General features: G+C 62.0%; 2 protein-coding genes. Both read left to right on the forward strand.

Annotation, left to right across the window (positions count from 1 at the left end; all coding sequences use genetic code 11):
* Positions 1-1,041: 23S rRNA (uracil(1939)-C(5))-methyltransferase RlmD (rlmD, locus tag ACTJGZ_RS15220; RefSeq protein WP_441663745.1), on the forward strand; the 1,041-nt coding region annotated here is incomplete at its 5' end.
* Between the two features lie 179 nt (positions 1,042-1,220).
* On the forward strand, positions 1,221-2,079 hold an 859-nt coding region (locus ACTJGZ_RS15225; RefSeq protein WP_441663746.1), incomplete at its 3' end, for a DUF481 domain-containing protein.

Below are 2,079 nucleotides of genomic sequence, written 5' to 3' on the forward strand. Positions count from 1 at the left end.
CAGCGCGTGCTGGAAGACGCGTTCGGGCATATCGGCAAGCTGCATCCGGGCAGCATGCTGGCGCCTTTGCAGGGGCCGGCCTGGGGCTACCGTTTCCGCGCCAGATTGGGGGTCCGCATGGTGCCCGGCAAGGGTGGCGTGATGATTGGGTTTCGGGCGCGCAAAAGCAGTTACGTGGCGGATATCCGCGAATGCCGGGTTTTGCCTGCGCATGTTTCGCGCTTGCTGGAACCCTTGCATGACCTGGTGGCGCAATTGTCGGTGCCGGAACGCATTCCGGAGATTGAAGTGGCGGTAGGGGATCAGGTCACGGCGCTGGTGTTGCGCCACCTGGCGCCGCTGCAACGGCGGGATATCGAACGCTTGCGCGATTTTGGCGTGCAGCACGGGATTTCCTGGTGGCTGCAGCCGGGTGGCCCCGATAGCGCCCATCCCTTGGTGCGCGGCGATGATGCCAAGCTGGCCTATGCCTTGCCCGCCTATGGCTTGCGCATGCCATACCGGCCAACCGATTTCACTCAGGTGAACCATGCGCTCAATCAAGTGCTGGTTGCGCGCGCGTTGGCCTTGCTGCAGTGCCAGCCGCAGGACAGGGTGGCGGATTTGTTCTGCGGGCTGGGCAATTTCAGCTTGCCGCTGGCCACTTGCAGCCGGTCCGTCCTGGGCGTAGAGGGCAGCATCGCCTTGACCGACCGCGCCAGGCAAGCCGCCGCGCAGCACGGGTTGGCGGATAAGGCGCAGTTCCAGACTTTGAATCTATTCGAAATCGACGTGCGCTGGCTGCGTTCGCTAGGGTATTTTGATCGCATGCTGATCGACCCGCCGCGTGATGGCGCCCTGGCGCTGGCCACAGCGCTGGCTGCGCTGCAAACGCATGAGCGGCCGCGCCGCATCGTTTATGTATCCTGTAATCCGGCCACGCTTGCCAGAGACGTGGCCATGATGGTGCACACGGGTGGCTACCGGCTATTGCAGGCGGGGGTCATCAATATGTTCCCGCATACTGCCCATGTGGAGTCGATTGCCGTGCTGGAGCCGTAATCCGGCCGCGCTGAAATGAACTTTTGCAGAAAGATCGCATACGGTTGCTGCTGAGGCTCGTGTACGCTTGGCCTGGCTCGTGACGCAGGCTTAAGCCTTATGGGGCTGCTGCGACGCGCATTTTTCCTGCGCGACTGGATCACGCTGATCCGGGCGCGCCTCATGATGAGGATGGTGTTTTGATTTCTCCCATAGCCTTATGCCAGCGCGCGGCGATCCGCGCCCTGGCGACTGCCTGCCTGGGCCTGCCGGCAGCCGCCAGCTTGGCAGATACGGTATTGCTCTCCAATGGTGACCGCTTGACCGGGACGATTCAGCTGCTGGATGGGGGAAAATTGCTGCTGAATACCGCTTATGCCGGTGAAATACGCCTAGACTGGAAGCACGTCACACAGATAGAAACTGATGACCCCTTGGTGCTGCGAGCCCCAGGGCTGCCTGCGGGCTACCGGGCCAGGCTGTTGCCCGCGCCCCAGGAAGGGCAAGCCTTGCAACTGGCCGCCGCCCCAGAGACCCCCGAGGCCGCGGCCGCGCAACCGATTGCCCTGAGCCAGGTGGAGCGCCTGGTGCGCCCGCATCCGGTCCTGCGGGATTGGGTCTTCAAAGGCAATGCCGACTTGGCGCTGGACGCGAACCATGCCGCCAAGAGCAATGAAAACTGGACGGTAGCTTTGCAATCCACGCTGAGGCGCTATAACTGGCGCCACGGCTTGACAGCCAATTACACCCGCAAATCCCAGGACAGCGTGGTGGGTACCCATAATTACATGGCGCTCTATACCCTGGACCGCTTCGTCACCGAGAAACTCTTTATTCAGGGGCGTGTGCGCTACCGTCATGACTATATCGATGACCCGGCGCGGGATCTGAGTTTTGCACTGGGGCCGGGCTATCAGTTCTGGGATAACGAACTGGGCGCCTTGTCGGTGTCAGCGCTGGCCAACCATACGCGTTACCGCTATCACGACGGCGACAGCGTGCGCTTTCAATCGCTGGGGATGAGCTGGGATTATTCGCGCTATTTCAGCGGCAAACAGT

Source organism: Kerstersia sp. (assembly GCF_052103615.1).
Lineage (GTDB): Bacteria > Pseudomonadota > Gammaproteobacteria > Burkholderiales > Burkholderiaceae_B > Kerstersia.